The organism is Streptomyces sp. FIT100 (assembly GCF_024584805.1).
Classification (GTDB): Bacteria; Actinomycetota; Actinomycetes; order Streptomycetales; family Streptomycetaceae; genus Streptomyces.
Genome location: NZ_CP075715.1, coordinates 3,072,088 through 3,090,107, shown reverse-complemented (window position 1 = coordinate 3,090,107; position 18,020 = coordinate 3,072,088). Strand labels below are relative to the sequence as shown.

The following is an 18,020-nucleotide window of genomic DNA, read 5'->3' as shown; positions in this document are numbered from 1 at the left end:
TTCTGGCATTTTCCAGCGGAAAATGCGCAGGACTCGATAAGGTACGCCACGCCCGATTCGTGCAACTGCTTCGCAGGCCCGGCGGGATCGGCGGGCTCAGCGTCGGGACGCCTCTTCCTCGTGCCGCACCTTCATCCACACCTTGTTGACCCCCCACAGCACGATCCCGATCCCGATCAGCACCCCCGCCCGGATGTACACGTCCGTCCCCCGCTCCGACAGCGGGCTGGCCAGGATGAGCGAGGTGATCGCCCCCAGTACCGGCAGGATCGTGGGCGTACGGAAGTGCCGGTGCTCGACATGGTCCTTGCGGAGCACCAGCACCGCGATATTGACCACCGTGAAGACGCAGAGCAGCAGGAACGCCGTGGTGTCGCCGAGCCCTTCGATCCCGCCCGTCGAGACGAGGCCGATGGCGATCAGGGTGACGAAGACGATGCCGGTGACGGGCGTACGGCGGTTGCGCAGCACCCGGCCCATGCCGCGCGGCAGCACCTTCTCGTTGGCGAGTCCGTAGCAGAGCCGCGAGGCCATCATGATGTTGATCAGCGCCGAGTTGGTGACCGCGAAGAGCGCGATGAGCGCGAAGAGCTTCGGCGGGAAGTCGACACCGCCGGCCTTGACGACCTCCAGCAGCGGCCCGCTCGACGTCTCCAGCACCCGGTAGTCCACGAGCAGCGAGGACACCAGCGCGACCAGCACATAGATCGTGCCGGTCACGGCCACTCCCAGGAAGATCGCGCGCGGGAAGGTGCGCACCGGATCCTTGGTCTCCTCCGCCATGTTGACCGAGTCCTCGAAGCCGACGAAGGCGAAGAAGCCCAGCGCGGTGGCGCCCAGCACGCTCGTCAGCAGCGCGAACCCCGTGCCCTCCGCCTGGAACTCGCCCAGCCGGGACGGCTCCCCGCCGCCCGTCAGCACCGCCCACGCGCCGATCGCGAGGATGATCAGCAGTCCGGTCAGTTCGACGAGGGTCAGCACCACGTTGGTCTTCACGGACTCGGAAACACCGCGCAGCGCGAGCGCGGCGAGCGCGAGGATGAAGAGGATCGCGATCAGCGTCGGCGGGACGGCATCGGTGAACTCCAGGAAGTAGTCGCCGCTGAACGCGCGGGCGGCCGCGCTCGCGGACGACAGCCCCGAGCACATCACCATGAAGGCGATGATGAAGGTCAGGAAGGGGAGCTTGAACGCCCTCTGCGTGTAGAGCGCGGCACCGGCCGCCTTCGGGTACTTGCCGACGAGCTCGACGTAGGACGCCGCCGTCATCACCGCGACGACGAAGCCGATCACGAACGGCAGCCACAGCGCGCCGCCGACCTTGCCCGCGACCTTCCCGGTCGTGGCGTAGATGCCGGTGCCCAGGATGTCGCCGATGACGAAGAGGATCAGCAGCTTCGGGCCGATGGCCCGCTTGAGCGACGGCTGGTGTTCCGGTGTGTCCGTGGTTGTGGATGTGGCCATGTGACACCTTTGCCCGCCCGGCCTGGTGTGATGCGTACGGTCGTACGGTTCAGCCGTACGGGCGGAAACACGCGCCGCCGGTCCGCATACTGGCCTCATGCGGCGTGCCTATGTCCACGTGGCGGTCCTCGGCATGCGGCCGGACGCGGATCTGCGGGCGCCGGGCGCGGCGATCACCGCCGCGCTGTGCGGAGACTGGGATCACGAGCCACCGTGCCCGCTCGCCCCGCACCACACACGGGCGGAACGGACGGGGGACCGGGTGCTGCTGCGCACCCTGTTCGCCACCGGGCCGGCCGCGGAGCAGACGGTGCGCGACCGCATCGACCACGCACTGTCCGGGGGCCGCCTCCGGGGCCCGGACGCGACGGTCACCCACTGGAGGCTGCTCACCAGCGGCCCCGCCGACGTGACCCCCGAGGAGGCGGCCCGCGCCGAGCGCCTGGCGTAGCCCCGCTCGCCCGGCACCGGCCACTTCGCGCACCAGCCCGCGGCCTCGGCTTCGAGGGGATCGCGGACGTCCGTCAGGGAAAGCGGGGCCTGATCCGGACGGCAGGCCCTGGGCGCATTCGGCGCGCGGACGTGCCGTCGCGCTCAGCCGCTGCGGCCCTCCACCGACGCGGCCACATCGGCGAGGTCCTTCTCGATCGCCTTGCTCACGGCCCGTGCGCCCACGCCGCCCAGCACCTTGGCGAGCAGCCCCGCGAAGCCGCCCGGCGGCCGGGCCGAGAACGTCATCCGGACCGTCGTCGTCGCCGGCCCGTCCGCCCGCAGCAGGAACTCCGAGACGTAGTGCGCGCCGTGCGACTCGGCCTCCACCACATAGCGCTCGGGCGGCTCGCTCGCGGTCACCCGCATCTCCTCGGTGGCCTCCTTGCCCAGCATCCGCCGGGTCTCGCGCCAGCGTGTGCCGACGCCGAAGCCCCCGTCGGTGAGGACCTCGACCTTCGTCACCCCGCTGAGCACCCGCTCCATGCCCTGCAGGTCGGTGAGGGCCTCCCACACGGGACCCTGGGCGGCGGCGATCCGCCGCTCGACGACAACACTTCTGCTCATGGCTCCATGCAACCACCGGGGTACGACAGTCGCCCGCTACAGCAGCGCATCGGGGCGATCGCCGCCCGACTCGGCGACGATCGCGGCCATGGTCTGCGCCTCCCGTACGGCGGTGAAGGCGACGCCGTCCTGGCCGTCGCGGAAGCCGTGGACGGCGGGGCGCACCAGGCTGTTGTACGCGTAGTGGCTGGTGAAGTAGTACGCGCCGGTGTCCAGGACCGCGATCACGTCACCCTGCTCAAGGAGCGGCAGCGGCCGGGCGGCGGCGAGCAGGTCTCCCGAGAAGCAGGCCGGGCCGGCGATGTCCTGCACGACGTCGGGGCCCGCCTTCGGGCGGCCCTTGGCGTCGTACGCGGTGATCCGGACCGGCCACGAGCCGGGGTCGTAGACGGTGCGGGTGGCGACCTGCACGCCCGCATGGGTGACCGCGATGGGCCGCCCGCCCGCCGACTTGGCGTACTCGACCCGCGCGAGGACCGTGCCGTGCTTGGCGAGGAGCGCCCGGCCGAACTCGGTGACCAGGCCGTACCGCCCGTCGAAGAGGCCCGGCACCTCCCGGCGCAGCAGCCGGGCGTAGTCGGCGAAGGTGGGGGTCTCCTCGTCGGAGGTGAAGTTGACGGGCAGTCCGCCGCCGATGTCGATGGTGTCGATCTGCCGGCGCCGCGCGGCCGCGTTGATCTCCTCGGCGAGCTCGTACACGGCCCGTACGCCGCCGGCCATGAACTCCGGTGCCAGCCCCTGCGAGCCCGAGTGGGTGTGCAGCCGGGTCAGCCACGGCCGGTCGAGGAACGCCCGGACGACGCGCTCGCGGGCGCCCTCGTCGCGCAGCGCGACCCCGAACTTGGAGGTCTCCGTGGCCGTGGACAGCGCCCCGATCGCGCCCGCGCCGATCTGGGCGTTGACCCGCAGGCCGAGCTGTGAGCGCCCGGCGGCCCCCGCCTCGACCAGGGCGTCGATCCGCTCCAGCTCCTGCGGGTTGTCGGCGTTGACGGCGATGCCGAGGCCGAGGGCCTCGCGCAGTTCGGCGTGCGTCTTGGCGGGGGAGTCGAGCACGGTCCGCTCGGGCGGTACGCCCGCGGCGCGGGCCAGTGCCAGCTCACCCGGGCTGGCGACCTCCGCGCCGATGCCCTCGCTGTCCAGCAGCCGGAGCACCGGCACCAGCGGGGCGGCCTTCACGGCGAAGGCGTGCAGCACGGGGGCGTCGGTGACCTCGCGGAAGGCGGCCGTGAGGGCGGCGGCCGAGGCCCGTATGCCGTCGATGTCGAGGAGGGCGGTGACGGGTTCGGCCTCCGTGAGCAGCCCTTGCTCCACGGCGGCGCCCACGGCCTGGTCGCGGCGGTCCGGAAGTGTGCGGTTCGAGGCGTCTGGAGCCATGCAGTCAAGCCAATCACCCACGGCGCCGCCGTGCAGATGTTGACTGAAATTATTCAACACGACAGGATGTGAATAGATGATTCAACGTCGCGAGGAGGCATCGGCATGTCTGGACCCCGCCCGGTACGGGCACCGCGTGGCACGGGACTGAACGCCCTCGGCTGGCAGCAGGAAGCCGCGCTGCGCATGCTCCAGAACAACCTCGACCCGGAGGTCGCCGAGCACCCCGACAAGCTCGTCGTCTACGGCGGCACGGGCAAGGCGGCGCGCGACTGGCGCTCCTTCGACGCCATGGTGCGCACGCTGCGGACGCTGAAGCAGGACGAGACGATGCTCGTCCAGTCCGGCCGCCCGGTCGGCGTCATGCAGACCCACGAGTGGGCGCCGCGCGTGCTCATCGCCAACTCCAACCTGGTCGGCGACTGGGCCAACTGGGAGGAGTTCCGGCGCCTGGAGGCCCTCGGGCTCACCATGTACGGCCAGATGACCGCCGGCTCCTGGATCTACATCGGTACGCAGGGCATCCTCCAGGGCACCTACGAGACCTTCGCGGCGGTCGCGGCCAAGAAGTTCAACGGGACACTGGCCGGGACGATCACGCTGACCGCCGGTCTGGGCGGAATGGGCGGCGCCCAGCCGCTCGCCGTCACCATGAACGACGGCGTCGCGATCTGTATCGACTGCGATCCGCGCGCGATCGAGCGCCGTATCGAGCACCGGTACCTGGACGTGCGGGCCGACAGCCTGGAGCATGCCCTCCAGCTCGCCACCGAGGCCCGCGACCAGCGCAAGCCGCTCTCCATCGGCCTGCTCGGCAACGCCGCCGAACTGCTCCCGCGGATGCTCGCCGAGAGCGCCCCGATCGACATCGTGACCGACCAGACCTCGGCCCACGACCCGCTGTCGTACCTGCCGGTGGGCGTCGACTTCGACGACATGGCGTCGTACGCGGCGAAGGACCCGGCCGGTTTCACCACCCGCGCGCGCGAGTCGATGGCCAGGCACGTCGAGGCGATGGTCGGCTTCATGGACGCGGGCGCCGAGGTCTTCGACTACGGCAACTCCATCCGTGGAGAGGCGCAGCTGGCCGGCTACGACCGGGCGTTCGCGTTCCCCGGCTTCGTGCCCGCCTACATCCGGCCCCTCTTCTGCGAGGGCAAGGGCCCCTTCCGGTGGGCGGCGCTCTCCGGCGACCCCGCCGACATCGCGAAGACCGACCGCGCGATGCTCGACCTCTTCCCGGAGAACGAGTCCCTGGCCCGCTGGATCAAGATGGCCGGCGAGCGCGTCCACTTCCAGGGCCTCCCCGCGCGCATCTGCTGGCTCGGCTACGGCGAGCGCGACCGCGCGGGCGAGCGCTTCAACGACATGGTGGCGGGCGGCGAGCTCGCGGCGCCGCTGGCCATCGGCCGCGACCACCTCGACTGCGGATCGGTCGCCTCCCCCTACCGCGAGACCGAGGCGATGCTCGACGGCTCGGACGCCATCGCCGACTGGCCGCTGCTCAACGCGATGGTGAACGTGGCATCCGGCGCGTCGTGGGTGTCGATCCACCACGGCGGAGGCGTCGGCATGGGCCGCTCGATCCACGCGGGCCAGGTGACGGTGGCCGACGGCACGCCCCTGGCCGGCGAGAAGATCCGCCGCGTACTGACGAACGACCCCGGTATGGGCGTGATCCGCCACGTCGACGCGGGCTACGACATCGCGGACGAGGTCGCCCGGGAGCGGGACGTCCGCATCCCGATGCGGGAGGAGTCGTGACCGCCTCCGGCGGCCCCGGTCCGGGCCGCGCCCCGGCTGCCGGGGCAGCGCCCGCTCACCGGCCCGCACCCGCCCACGCACCGGGCGCTCCGGCCGCGGCAGGCGCGTCCTTCCACCGGATGTGGGCCGAGCTCCGGCCCGTCGGGCGCCATGCGGACACCGGCGGCTACCGCCGCTTCGCCTGGACCGGAGCCGATGCCGACTGCCGCACCTGGTTCCAGGAGCAGGCCGAGGCCCGCGGCCTGACCTACGAGACCGACCGCAACGGCAACCAGTGGGCCTGGCTCGGCGACCCCACCGCGGGGGACGCCGTCGTCACCGGATCCCACCTGGACTCCGTCCCCGACGGCGGCGCCTTCGACGGCCCCCTCGGCGTCGTGTCCTCCTTCGCCGCGCTCGACGAACTACGCCGCAGGGGAGCGGAGTTCGCCAGGCCCGTGGCCGTCACCAACTTCGGTGACGAGGAGGGCGCCCGGTTCGGCCTCGCCTGCGTCGGCTCCCGCCTCACCGCCGGGCAGCTGACCAAGGCCCAGGCGTACGGACTCCGGGACGGGGACGGCGTGAGCCTCCCCCAGGCCATGGAGGCGGCCGGTTACGACCCGGACGCCATCGGCCCCGACCCCGAACGCCTCGCCCGCATCGGCGCGTTCGTCGAACTCCACGTCGAACAGGGGCGGGCCCTCGACCTGTCCGGCGACCCCGTCGGCATCGCGAGCGCCATCTGGCCGCACGGCCGCTGGCGGTTCGACTTCCGCGGCGAGGCCAACCACGCCGGCACGACCCGCCTCGCCGACCGCCGCGACCCGATGCTGACGTACGCCGAGACCGTCCTCGCCGCCCGCCGCGAGGCGGAACTCGCGGGTGCGGTCGCGACCTTCGGCAAGATCTCCGTCGAGCCGAACGGCGTCAACGCCATCCCGTCCCTCGTCCGCGGCTGGCTCGACTCCCGCGCCGCCGACCAGGCCACCCTCGACACGGTCGTCGCCGCGATCGAGCAGGCCGCGAAGGACCGCGCGCAGCGGGACGGCGTGGACCTCGCGGTCGTACGGGAGTCGTTCACACCGGTCGTCGAGTTCGAGCACGCGCTGCGCGACGAGCTCGGCCGGCTGCTCGGCGGGCGGGTCCCGGTGCTCGGCACGGGCGCGGGACACGACGCCGGAATCCTGTCCGGCTCCGTCCCGACCGCCATGCTGTTCGTACGGAACCCGACGGGGGTCTCGCACTCCCCGGCCGAGTACGCGGCGGAGGACGACTGCGTCGCCGGGGTCCTCGCGCTCGCCGACGTACTGGAGGGACTGGCGTGCAGGTGACGACGTACTGGCTGGAACACGCCTGGCTGGGCACGCACGTCGAGCCCGGCGTGGTGCTCGACGTGCGCGAAGGACGGATCGCGGCCGTACGGACCGGGGCGGAGGCGGAGGCCCCGCCGCCGGGCGCCGTGATCCTGCGCGGCCTGACGCTCCCCGGCCTGGCGAACGCCCACTCGCACGCCTTCCACCGGGCCCTGCGCGGCCTCGTCCAGGTCGGGTCGGGGACCTTCTGGACCTGGCGGGAGTTCATGTACCGGGTCGCCGCGCGGCTGACGCCGGAGTCGTACCACGCACTGGCGCGGGCGGTGTACGCGGAGATGGCGCTGGCCGGGGTCACGGCGGTGGGCGAGTTCCACTACGTGCACCATGCGCCGGACGGCACGCCCTACGCCGACCCGAACGCCATGGGCGAGGCGCTGATCGCGGCGGCCGGCGACGCGGGCATCCGGATCACGCTGCTCGACACGGTGTATCTGGCGGCCGCCATCAGGGACAAGCACAGCGGGGAGCCCCCGACCGCGCACCAGCTCCGCTTCTCCGACGGCACGGCGGAGGCGTGGGCGGAGCGGGCGTCGCTCCTGAAGGACGGCGAACTCGTACGGATCGGGGCGGCGATCCACTCCGTACGGGCCGTTCCGGCCGCGCAGCTGTCGACGGTCGCCTCGTGGGCGGCCTCCCGTGAGGCACCCCTCCACGTCCATCTCTCCGAGCAGACCGCCGAGAACGACGCCTGCCTCGCCGCATACGGCTGCACCCCGGCGCGGCTGCTCGCCGACCACGGAGTGCTGGGCCGGCACACGACGGGTGTCCACAACACCCATCTGACGGACGAGGACATCGCGCTGCTCGGCGGCAGCGGTACGGGTACGTGCATGTGCCCGACCACCGAGCGGGACCTGGCCGACGGAATCGGCCCCGCGCTCCCGCTCCAGCAGGCGGGCTCCCCGCTCTCGCTGGGCAGCGACAGCCACGCGGTCATCGACCTCCTGGAGGAGGCGCGGGCCATGGAACTCAACGAGCGCCTGCGCTCCCGCACCCGCGGCCACTGGACCGCGGCGGCGCTGCTGCGCGCGGCGACCGAGGACGGGCACGCGGCGCTCGGCTGGTCCGACGCGGGCCGCCTGGAGGCGGGCGCGCTCGCCGACTTCACGACCGTCGCCCTCGACTCCGTACGGACGGCGGGCCCGGTGCCGAGGCTCGGCGCCGAGACGGCGGTCTTCGCGGCGACGCCGGCGGACATCCGCCACACGGTGGTGGCGGGCCGCCACGTGGTATGGGACGGCGCCCACGCCCTGGTCCCGGACGTCCCGTCGGCACTGGCGGAGTCCATCGCGGCGCTGCGGTCCTGACGCCGCCGCCCGACCCGCCGGCCCGGCGCCCCCACGGAGAGGAACCCATGACCACCACCCTCGTCACCAACATCGCCACCCTCGTCACCAACGATCCCGCCGCGGGCGAGGGCCCGCTCGGCCTGATCCAGGACGCGGCCGTCGTCATGGACGGCGGCACCGTCGCCTGGGTCGGTCCCGCCGCCCACGCCCCCGCCGCCGACACGGCGTACGACGCGGCCGGCCGCGCCGCCGTCCCCGGCTTCGTCGACTCCCACTCCCACCTCGTCTTCGCGGGCGACCGCACCGCCGAGTTCAACGCCCGCATGTCCGGACGCGCCTACTCCGCCGGGGGCATCCGCACCACCGTCGCCGCGACCCGCGCCGCCACCGACGCCGAGCTCGAAGCCAACCTCACCCGCTATCTCGCCGAGGCGCTGCGCCAGGGCACGACGACGTTCGAGACCAAGTCCGGCTACGGGCTCACCGTCGAGGACGAGGCCCGCGCCCTCCGCATCGCCGCACGCCACACCGACGAGGTGACGTACCTCGGCGCCCATGTCGTGTCCCCGGACTACGCCGCCGACCCGGCGGCCTACGTCGCCCTCGTCACCGGCGAGATGCTCGACGCCTGCGCGCCGTACGCCCGCTGGGTCGACGTCTTCTGCGAGAAGGGCGCCTTCGACGGCGACCAGGCCCGCGCGATCCTCACCGCGGGCAAGGCGAAGGGGCTCACCCCGCGCGTCCACGCCAACCAGCTGTCGTACGGCCCCGGGGTCCAGCTCGCCGTCGAACTCGACGCGGCCAGCGCCGACCACTGCACCCACCTCACCGCCGAAGACGTCGACGCCCTCGCGAGCGGCAACACGGTGGCGACGCTCCTGCCCGGCGCCGAGTTCTCCACCCGCGCCGAGTGGCCGGACGCGCGCCGGCTGCTCGACGCGGGCGTGACCGTCGCGCTCTCGACCGACTGCAACCCGGGTTCGTCCTTCACCTCCTCGATGGCGTTCTGCATCGCGCTCGCCGTACGGGACATGGGCATGACCCCGGACGAGGCCCTCTGGTCCGCGACGGCGGGCGGCGCGGCAGCCCTCCGGCGCACGGACATCGGCCGCCTCACCCCCGGCGCCCGCGCCGACCTGGCCCTCCTCGACGCCCCGTCACACGTCCACCTGGCGTACCGGCCCGGGGTGCCGCTCGTCTCCGCCGTGTGGCGGCGGGGCGTTCAGGTGGCCGAGGGAACCAGGTCGGCCGGCTGAACGCACCGGCGGTGCGCGCCGCCCACTCGGCGAAGGTCCGGGGCGGGCGGCCCAGGCCCCGTTCGATGCCGGGGCTCACCCGCCGCCCGCCGGTGTCGCGTCGCGGACCGTTCGCCCTCGCCGCTCCTGCCGCTCCCGCTGCCGTCGCTCCCGCTCGTCCCGCTCCCCGCCCCCGCTCCCGGCTCTGGCGCGCCCACGACGGCCTCCCGAGGACGTCGAGCGTGTCGTCCGCCACGCGGTCCGGCACGAACCGCACCAACCGCGCCCGCGCCCGGCTCTGCTCCACGAACCGCACCGGCCGGCCCAGCGCTGCACCGATGGCCGCCGTCTGCCGCCGGGGCGCACCGGCTCCGGACCCGCCGGCTCGGCGAGCGGGTGCGACAGGCCGGCGACGCCCGGTGGGGGAACCCCGCGCGTAGGCTCCCCCATGCGCGAATACCTCCCGCTCCTCATGCTCGCCGGCGCCCTCGCCGCGGTCCTGGGCTGCTTCGCGTGGCCGGCCTCCCGCGTCCGCCGCCGCGGCACCGCCGGCGCGGCCGTCCGCGCGGCCATGGCCTCGTACGACGAGGTCTTTCGCGTGACCGCCCACGAGTCCTCCTACGAGATCCAGGCCCAACAGGACCGCAAGGCACCGCTGCTCTCACCGGACGACCACTGGCACCCCGGCACCACCGCGACCGGGCGCCCCCCCCGGCCGCGGCCCCGCGAACTCGCCGCGGGCGGGGAGGGCTTCGGCGGCTGCTGCGTCGCCTGCGGTGAGGCTGGGGGCCGGGGAGGGGCTGCTCGGCGCTACCCGGAGCCGAACGGCACCTCGGACCGGGTACGCTCCGCGCTCATGACCGCACCCACCTCGAACGCGCATCTGTTGCCGGCGCGCCGGAACCGCTTGTGGGGCGCCTTCTTCGCATCGCTGTTCGCCGCCTCCCTCGCCTGGTCGCTGAGCTGGGCAAGGGCGTACATGGTCAACGACGACCTGCCGAACTTCTGCGACCAGGTGCGCAGAAGCAGCTTTCCGCCGGAAGTCGCGTGCGTATCCGCTGACGGCACGGTCGTCGGCGAGAACGTCTGGTGGCTCGACTTCCTGTTCATCGCCGCTGTCGTGATGACCGTGGTCTTCGCGATCCTGGCGACGCTCAAGAACGTCGTGGAAGGCGTCACCGCCGGACACGGACCGCAGAGCGGAAGTATGCGCACGGCACTCGCCGAACAGGTGCCTGACGAGGCACCGGCGAGCGGTGATGGACCGCGGCGTCCACCGTGGGTCCCCGGCCTGGTGAACCTGCTGGTGGGTGTGCCGGCGATCGTCCCGCTGTACTGCGCCCAATGGCTGCTCACCAAGTATCTGCCGATGGACTGCCGTGATGCCGGCGACATCGCGGTGGCGACGAACTGCAACTACCACACGCTCGACCACGCCGGCCCGGTGATGGTGGCCCTGGCGCTGTCGGGCGCCTTCGTCCTGGCCCTGATGGTGCTGGTCAACGGCGCACTGCCGCTCGCCCCCGGTCGCCCGCTGAGGACCTGGCTGGGCTCGGCCGCGCTGATCGTCGTCCCGTACGCGGCGCTCTGGGGCGTGTACCTGAGCGGCGTCCGCTGATCAGGGCGGGCGGGGCCCTGCCCCGCGGTCGAAGGCGGTCGAAGGCGACCGCATGCGGCCCCCTCACCTTTCCTCGACACATCTGGCATGTGGATTTCATCTGATCGGATGCGTGTCGGCCTGGAGGCGCGGCGGCGCCGACGATGTACTCCCGTCGGGTTGCCGCCCGCATCTCGCGGGCGGCGGCAACAAGGCTGTCCCGTCGCGAAGTTGAGGATGAAGAATGCCGCTGAAGGAATACGGTGTGCTGGCCGCCAGGGCCGTCGCGCGCCGGCGTGAGGGCGCCGACGACACGCCCCACTACCAGATCCATCTCGTCGACGACGCCGGCACCGACTACCGGGCCGCCGTCAACGTCAAGTCGCAGGAGTCTCCTTCGGAGCTTCTCTACTTCGTGGACGAGGATCTGCGCCACCCGGTGACGGAGCTGCTTCCGGCGGCGGGGAGCGGCTGGTCGCGGCTGGAGTCGCGGGAGGGGGAAGGCGCCCTCGACTACGTCCGGGGCGGGCTCGTCGACTCGGCGTCGATGCGGCCGCTGCCGCCGGACCTCCCCGGTGCGGGCAACGATCTGGCCGACCTTCTCGACAGCCACGTCCAGCAGGCGATCGAGGACGAGACGGCGGCGCTCTACGTGTTCGGCGAGCGCTGGGGGCCCGAGGGCACCCAGGACAAGATCTTCGGCTTCCGGCCGGGGAACGGCGTGCACGACGTGCACATGAACCAGGGGAACAGCGAGCGGTTCAGGTCCCAGGACGGGGTGTGGCAGGACGGCGGGCTGTTCATCCATCTGCCGGCCGAGTCCCGCTGGGTGGCCGTCTTCCTCGCCTTCCAGTCGCAGGCGTGGCAGACCGACGACACCACCGGGCACGCCCTGGCGGCTCCGCCGGAGCGTCCGACCGACCCGCAGGAGCCGGGGCAGCCCGGCGAGCCGGACCGGCCGGGTGAGCCGGACCGGCCCGAGCCGCCGGGTGACGGCGCCGGGGAGTCCGTGCGGATCGTGTCGGCGATGGTCAACCCCGACGGCGGCGCGCCCGAGGCCGAGACGGTCGAGCTGTTCAACGCCTCGGCGGACGCGGTCGATCTCGACGGCTGGCACCTCTCCGACCGGAACGGCCGACGACTGTCCCTCCCCGCCCAGCGCATCGAGCCGGACGCCCGCGTCACGGTCGCCGCACGCGACGGTTTCCAGCTGGGCAACCGGGGCGGCACGATCACGCTCACCGATCCGGCGGGCCGTACCGCGCACGCCGTGTCGTACAGCGCGGGGCAGGCCGGGCGCGAGGGGGAGCCCATCAGCTTCGACGCCTAGCGCCTAGCGCCTAGCGCCTGGCCCCTGGCGCCCAGCCCGTAGCGCGGGCGCGTCGTGCGTACCGCCGGGGCTGGGGCTGGGGCTGGGGCTGGGGGCCGGGTCACAGCTCTCCCTGTTTGCCCCACCCTTCACGGGCTTCACAAGTTATCCACAGCTTGGCCATCTGTCCCTATCCCGCCGCTCTCTCCGCCGGTACCGTCCTGTCCGGGGAAGCTCAGGGGGAGCAAGGGGGAGACCGGGGGGTCGAGTTGAGCGATGTGTGGCGCATTCGTGTCGTGAGGCCGGGGGAGCTGGATGAGGGGGAGCGGGAGTCCTGGCGTGAGCTGCGCGCCAAGTCCGGGGCGCCCGCGAATCCGTTCATGGAGCCGGAGTTCACGCTGGCCGTCGCGGGCGTGCGGCCCGGCGCGCGGGTCGCGGTCATCGAGGAAGGCGGCTCACCGGCCGGCTTCTTCCCGTACGAGAGAGGGGCGTTCGGACACGGCCGGGCCATCGGGCTCGGCGTGTCCGACTGCCAGGGGGCCGTGCTGCGGCCCGGGCTGCGCATAGGGGCGCGAGAGCTGCTGCGCGCGTGCGCGCTGTCGGCGTGGGAGTTCGACAACCTGGAGGCCGGACAGAGCCTCTTCGCGGCGGACGCGGCCGAGGAGTCCGGCTCGCCCGTGATCGACATCGGCGAGGGGTTCGCGGCGTACGAGGCCCGGCTCCGTGCCCGGTCGCCCAAGTTCCACCGGACCACCACCGCCAAGGAGCGCAAGCTCGCACGCCAGGCGGGCGGCATACGGTTCGTGTTCGACGAGCGGGACCCGGCCGCGCTGCGCACGCTCATGGAGTGGAAGTCCGCGCAGTACCGCAGGACGGGCCGTCGCGACCGGTTCGCGCAGGAGTGGATCAGCTCTCTGGTGCGACGGCTGCACGACACCCGCGCGCCCGGCTGTTCCGGAGTCCTGTCCGTGCTGTACGCGGCGGACCGGCCCGTCGCCGCGCACTTCGGGCTGCGCTCGCGCACCGTCCTGTCGTGCTGGTTCCCGGCGTACGACACCGAGTTCGCGAAGTTCTCGCCGGGTCTGGTCCTCCACCTCAGGATGGCCGAGGCCGCCGCCCGCGAGGGCATCGGCATGCTCGACCTCGGCCGGGGTGAAGCGGAGTACAAGGACGCTCTCAAGACCGGTGAACTTCGCGTCCAGGAAGGCTCGTCGACACGTCCGGGCGTCAGGGCGGCGCTCTACTGGCTGAGCCGCGAGCCGGCCCGGCACGCCCACCGGTACGTACGGAGCCGGCCACGGCTCGCCGGGTACGCGCAGAGGACGCTCACCCGGGTCGGGCGGCTTCGCGGCAACTGAACAGGCTCACGCGCCCTTGGGGGGACGCACATGCTCCAGATCGCCGAACTCGACCTCGACACGATCGACTTCGACCGGCGCGGGACCGCGCGCGGCGTCGACCCGATCGACGTCGGCGCACTCGGCCCGGACGGGCCGGGTGGCAGCGACGGGCCAGGGGACGCCGGCGTGCTCGCCCTCCGGCCCGGCCCCGGAGGCCCGCCCCTCACGGCCGGCGCGGTGTACGTCCTCGTGCGTCTGCGCGGGCGCCCCGTCGCCACCCTCACCGGGACGGTCCCCGAGGGCGCCGACCCCGCCTCCGCCCTCGCCGCGCTCGCCCGCGAGCGGCTGCGCGGCACCCGGCCGCCCGCGCCCGAGCGGTACGGCGGGCTGCCGCGTACCAGCGTCGTCGTCGCCACCCGTGAGCGCGCCGGCCGGCTCGCCAGGGCGCTCGACTCGCTCCTCGCCCAGGACCACCCGGACTTCGAGATCGTCGTCGTCGACAACGCACCGGCCACCGACGCCACCCGGGATCTGGTCGAGAAGAAGTACGCGGGCGCCGTGCGGTACGTCCACGAGCCCGTGCCCGGGCTCGCCGTCGCGCACAACCGGGGCATCGCCGCCGCGGACGGTGCCGTGCTCGCCTTCACCGACGACGACGTCATCGCCGACCCGCACTGGCTGACCGCGCTCAGCGCGCCCTTCGCCGACGACCCCCGCATCGGCTGTGCGACCGGGCTGATCCTCCCCGCGCGGCTCACGACACCCGCGCAGATACTGCTCGAAGGCCATGGCGGCTTCGCCAAGGGCTTCGCACCGCGCACCTACGACCCGGCGCGGCCGCCCGCCGACGAGCCGCTGTTCCCGTTCACGGCGGGGCGCTTCGGGTCCGGTGCCAACATGGCGTTCCGGGCCCGGGCGCTCAAGGCGGTCGGTGGATTCGACCCGGCCACCGGCACCGGCACACCCGCCCGCGGCGGCGACGACCTGTACGCGTTCGTGCGGATCCTCGCCGCGGGCCACCGGCTGCGCTACACCCCGGACGCGCTCGTCTGGCATCACCACCGGGAGACCCCGCAGGACCTGCGCAACCAGGCGTACGGCTACGGCGCCGGGCTCACGGCGTATCTCACCGCGGTCCTCGCCCGCAGGCCCGCGCTGCTCCCCGCACTGCTCGCCCGGCTGCCCCGCGGCCTCGCCCACGCCCGTGCGATGACCGCCCGGCGCGAAGGCGGCCACGGCGTCCCCGGGCAGCACGGCGCACACCACCACCCGTGGCCTCGCGGCCTCTCCCGGCTGGAGCGGCGCGGGATGCTGTACGGGCCGCTCGGGTACGCCAGGGCCCGCCGACAGGTGCGCGGACTGCCTCTGCCCTGGGAGGAGCAATGAGCACGACCCCACGACTCCGTGTCCCCGTGCTGCTCTACCACGCCGTGATGGAGGACCCACCGGAGTGGATCGCCGAATTCACGGTGGGGACCAAGGAGTTCGGCGCCCAGCTCGACGCGATCGTCGCCAGCGGCCGGACCCCGGTGACCATCGGCGCGCTCTCCGACCACCTCGCCGGGCGCGGTGAGCTCCCGCCCAGGCCCGTCGTCCTCACCTTCGACGACGGCTTCGCCGATCTGCCGGGCCCGACCGCCGAGGCGCTCGCGTCCCGTGCCCTGCCCGCCACCGCGTATCTCACCACGGGCGCCATCACCCCCGGTGTCCGCAGCCTGCTGCCGCCCGCCCCGATGATGACGCTGGCGCAGGCACCGCTGCTGGAGCGGTACGGCCTGGAGGTCGGGGCGCACACGGTCACGCACCCGCAGCTGGACACCCTGGACCCGCAGCGGCTGCGGCACGAACTGCGCCATGCGAAGGCCGTCCTGGAGGACACCCTCGGCCACGAGGTGCGCCATCTCGCCTATCCGCACGGCTACAACAGCCGCGCCGTGCGCCGGGCCGCCCGCGCGGCCGGATACGAGTCCGCGGTCGCCGTGCGCCACGCACTGAGCTCCGGGACGGACGAGGCGTACCGCATAGCCCGGCTCATCCTGCGCCGCGGCCACACCGTCGCCGATGTCGAGGCATGGATGGAGGGCGAGGGCGCACGGGTCGCTCCGTACCCGGACTCGCTGCCGACGATGGGCTGGCGCCTGTACAGGAGGACGCGGGCCGTGGTGAGGGGGCCGGAGTTCGCCGGCTGAAGCGCTGAAGCTCAAGCGGCCGAATTTCATGATGAGCCGGGTCAAACCCGGTACAGATTCCTATACTTCACCGAAGGGGACAGGGGGAGTCGCACCGTGCCGCAGCAGCGCGTGCCCACACCAGTCACGGGAAGCAGCGTGCTGCCGCCCGCGGCGAGGACCGAGCAGGACGAGCAGGACGAGACGGCGGCGGCAGGGGCGCCACCGCCCGCACCCGCCCGAAGGCGGCTCGGCGCGATCGGCCCGCAGAGCCTCCTCAGTCTGCTGCCGCTGCTCGTCGCCGCCGGTCTGTGGCTCCATGCCCTGCCGCGTACCGGCTTCCGCTCCATCGGCGACTACGGCCTGCTGGACCGCTTCCCGACCGCCTTCTACCTCGCACTCGCCGTGCTCACCGCCGGCTTCCTCGTCACGCTGCGGCGCGCCGGGACCGCGCCCTGGTGGCCTGCCACCTACTGCGCCGCGATGCTCGTGGCGCTCAAGGCGCCGCCCGCGGTGCTGTACGACTCGGTGCGCTACGCCTGGGCGTCCAAGCACGACGCCGTGATCAGCCGTCTGCTCGCCGAAGGCACCGTCCACCCCGGCGCCGAGCTCTCCGGCGGCATGTCCGCCTACGACCAGTGGCCGGGCTTCTTCTCGCTCAACGCGGCCCTGGTGAGAGCCTTCGGCGTCGAGGGCGCTGCGGCGTACGCGAACTGGGCGCCCGTCGCGCTCGGCCTGCTCACGCTTCCCGTCCTGGTGCTGGTCTACCGCACCTTCAGCGACGACTGGCGCCTTGTGTGGACGGCGGTCTGGATCTTCCAGCTCGCCAACTGGGTGGGGCAGGACTACCTCTCCCCGCAGGGCTTCTCGTATCTGCTCTGGCTGACCGTCTTCGCCGTCGTCGTACGGCACTTCGTGCTGCCCCGCTCGGCCGGGCGGCTGCGCGAGCGCGGGGCACTCGACCCGGCAGCGGCCGCCGTGCCGCCGCCCACCAGCACTCGGCAGCGGGCCGTCGCGGTCGTGGTCGCCGCCCCGCTGATCGCCGCCGTCAACGCGTCGCACCAGCTGACGCCGGTGATGCTGTGCGCCACGCTCTTCGCACTGTGCCTCACCCGTCGCTACCGCAACTGGGGGCTGCTGGCCGTCGCCGCCCTGATCATGGTGGCCTGGGACCTGACGATGGGGCGGGTGCTGTTCCTGGAGACGCTCGGCACTCTGCGCGAGTCGGCGGGCGATCTGCTCGCCAACTCCCGTGCGGGATACGCGGGAGAGCCGACCGGCCCAGGGCCCGAGCTCGTCGGGACCGCCAACGTCCTCATGGTGCTGGCCCTGGCCGCGCTCGCCGGCGCGGCGGTGCTGCTGCGGCGCAGACTGACCCGCAGCGCGCTGCCGCTGCTCCTGGCTGCCGTGGCGCCCGTGCCGCTCTTCGCCGTCAACGACTACGGCGGCGAAATGCTCTTCCGCGTCTATCTGTTCGGACTGCCCGGCACCGCGTTCTTCGCCGCCGCGGCGCTGGTCCCGGCGGCGGGGGGCTCGGGACGTGCGCTCAAGGCCGCCCGCCGCACCGCCGCGGTCGCGCTGCCCGTGGCACTGACCGCGCTGCTGGCCGGCTTCCTGCCCTCGTACTACGGCAAGGAGGGCATGCACTACGCGCCGCCCGCCGAGCTCGCCCTCACGAAGCGGGCCTACGACCGGGCCCCGGACGGTGCGCTGATCCTCGCCACCACCGGGTCGTTCCCCGGGGCGTACTACCGCTACGACCACTACGAGCGCTGGTTCTTCACCGAGCAGGAGGTGCCGGAGAACCTGAAGCTGCTCCAGGACCCGGCGGGCCACCTCGCCGACGGCATACCCGAGGGCCGGACCGCGTACGTGATCCTCACCCCCACCCAGGAGAAGGCCGTCACCGGCGAGGGCTATCTGCCGCCCGGCGGCTTCGACGAGCTGACGGCCGGACTCAAGGCGTCCCCGCTCTTCCGCGTCGTGGAGGAGAGCGAGCACGGCCTGGTCCTGGAGTACGCGCCCACCGTCCCCGAGGACACATCCGAAGCCCCGAGCCCCGCCGGCTGACG

At 73.2% G+C, this 18,020-nt stretch carries 14 protein-coding genes; 11 read left to right on the top strand and 3 right to left on the bottom strand.

Annotated elements, in window-relative coordinates; genetic code table 11:
* Positions 1–96: 96 nt before the first annotated feature.
* Positions 97–1,464: an APC family permease gene (locus KK483_RS13440; RefSeq protein WP_262005462.1), complete on the bottom strand. Its 1,368-nt coding sequence runs from the start codon at positions 1,462–1,464 to the stop codon at positions 97–99.
* 97 nt (positions 1,465–1,561) lie between these two features.
* On the opposite strand from KK483_RS13440, the gene KK483_RS13435 reads away from it, so the two are divergent.
* The gene (locus tag KK483_RS13435; RefSeq protein WP_262005461.1) at positions 1,562–1,915 is read left to right on the top strand and encodes a hypothetical protein; all 354 of its coding nucleotides are present in this window, start codon (positions 1,562–1,564) and stop codon (positions 1,913–1,915) included.
* Between the two features lie 143 nt (positions 1,916–2,058).
* Here the strand turns inward: KK483_RS13435 and KK483_RS13430 are convergent, their stop codons facing one another.
* Together KK483_RS13430 and KK483_RS13425 are read right to left on the bottom strand one after the other, a co-directional pair.
* Positions 2,059–2,520: an SRPBCC family protein gene (locus KK483_RS13430; protein ID WP_262005460.1), complete on the bottom strand. Its 462-nt coding sequence runs from the start codon at positions 2,518–2,520 to the stop codon at positions 2,059–2,061.
* Between the two features lie 36 nt (positions 2,521–2,556).
* Positions 2,557–3,894, bottom strand: a complete 1,338-nt coding sequence (locus KK483_RS13425) for a diaminopimelate decarboxylase (protein ID WP_262005459.1) — start codon at positions 3,892–3,894, stop codon at positions 2,557–2,559.
* 105 nt (positions 3,895–3,999) lie between these two features.
* Here KK483_RS13425 and hutU point away from each other — a divergent pair, with 105 nt between their 5' ends.
* The 10 genes from hutU (at position 4,000) to KK483_RS13370 (ending at position 18,018) form a co-directional block, all read left to right on the top strand.
* Positions 4,000–5,658 (top strand): urocanate hydratase, encoded by a 1,659-nt coding sequence (hutU, locus tag KK483_RS13420; RefSeq protein ID WP_262005458.1) that lies wholly within the window; start codon positions 4,000–4,002, stop codon positions 5,656–5,658.
* Between the two features lie 119 nt (positions 5,659–5,777).
* Positions 5,778–6,968, top strand: a complete 1,191-nt coding sequence (locus KK483_RS13415) for an allantoate amidohydrolase (protein WP_262009469.1) — start codon at positions 5,778–5,780, stop codon at positions 6,966–6,968.
* A complete protein-coding gene (locus KK483_RS13410) occupies positions 6,959–8,317 on the top strand; it encodes a formimidoylglutamate deiminase (RefSeq protein WP_262005457.1) in 1,359 nt (452 codons plus the stop codon). The genes KK483_RS13415 and KK483_RS13410 overlap by 10 nt, the downstream gene beginning before the upstream one ends.
* Positions 8,318–8,364: 47 nt before the next feature.
* Positions 8,365–9,555 carry an imidazolonepropionase gene (gene hutI, locus KK483_RS13405; protein WP_262005456.1) on the top strand — a complete coding sequence of 397 codons (1,191 nt, stop codon included), beginning with the start codon at positions 8,365–8,367 and terminating at the stop codon, positions 9,553–9,555.
* 427 nt (positions 9,556–9,982) lie between these two features.
* Positions 9,983–11,152: a hypothetical protein gene (locus KK483_RS13395; RefSeq protein ID WP_262009823.1), complete on the top strand. Its 1,170-nt coding sequence runs from the start codon at positions 9,983–9,985 to the stop codon at positions 11,150–11,152.
* 223 nt (positions 11,153–11,375) lie between these two features.
* The gene (locus KK483_RS13390) at positions 11,376–12,461 is read left to right on the top strand and encodes a DUF2278 family protein (protein WP_262005455.1); all 1,086 of its coding nucleotides are present in this window, start codon (positions 11,376–11,378) and stop codon (positions 12,459–12,461) included.
* 266 nt (positions 12,462–12,727) lie between these two features.
* Positions 12,728–13,798: a GNAT family N-acetyltransferase gene (locus KK483_RS13385; protein ID WP_262009468.1), complete on the top strand. Its 1,071-nt coding sequence runs from the start codon at positions 12,728–12,730 to the stop codon at positions 13,796–13,798.
* Between the two features lie 30 nt (positions 13,799–13,828).
* Complete coding sequence (locus KK483_RS13380; RefSeq protein ID WP_262005454.1) at positions 13,829–15,166, top strand: glycosyltransferase; 1,338 nt, start codon at positions 13,829–13,831, stop codon at positions 15,164–15,166.
* Entirely contained in the window at positions 15,163–15,969 is an 807-nt protein-coding gene (locus KK483_RS13375; protein ID WP_262005453.1) for a polysaccharide deacetylase family protein, read from the top strand. Before KK483_RS13380 ends, KK483_RS13375 begins: the two co-directional genes overlap by 4 nt.
* Positions 15,970–16,065: 96 nt before the next feature.
* Positions 16,066–18,018 carry a hypothetical protein gene (locus KK483_RS13370; protein ID WP_262005452.1) on the top strand — a complete coding sequence of 651 codons (1,953 nt, stop codon included), beginning with the start codon at positions 16,066–16,068 and terminating at the stop codon, positions 18,016–18,018.
* Positions 18,019–18,020 lie beyond the last annotated feature (2 nt).